At 67.8% G+C, this 354-nt stretch carries 1 protein-coding gene; it reads right to left on the reverse strand.

The annotated features are described in order from the left end of the window. A partial coding sequence (locus AB4Y34_RS42120; protein ID WP_368719339.1) for a transposase occupies positions 1-354 on the reverse strand: 354 nt, incomplete at both ends.

The following is a 354-nucleotide window of genomic DNA, read 5'->3' on the forward strand; positions in this document are numbered from 1 at the left end:
TCCACAGGCGCGCCGTGCGTGTCTTGCCACGCCCCGGCTCCAGCACCGGCACGGGCGTGTCGTCGGTATGGATCTTGTCTGCGGCGCGCACGTAACCACCGAGTGCGTCGGACAGGGGTTGCAGCAGGGCAGCCGCTTCACGCACCCACGAAGCCAGTGTTGCCCGGTCCAGTTCGATGCCCGCACGGCGATAGATGCCGGCCTGCCGGTATAGCGGCATATGGTCAGCGTACTTCGCGACGACGACCTGTGCGAGCAGCCCCGCACCCGCCATCGAGCGTGCTATCGGCCGCGAAGGTGCCGGCTCCTGTACTACTGCGGCACAGCGCGGGCAGCTCAGCTTCGGACGTACGT

This window comes from Paraburkholderia sp. BR10954, from assembly GCF_040965775.1.
Classification (GTDB): domain Bacteria; phylum Pseudomonadota; class Gammaproteobacteria; order Burkholderiales; family Burkholderiaceae; genus Paraburkholderia; species Paraburkholderia youngii.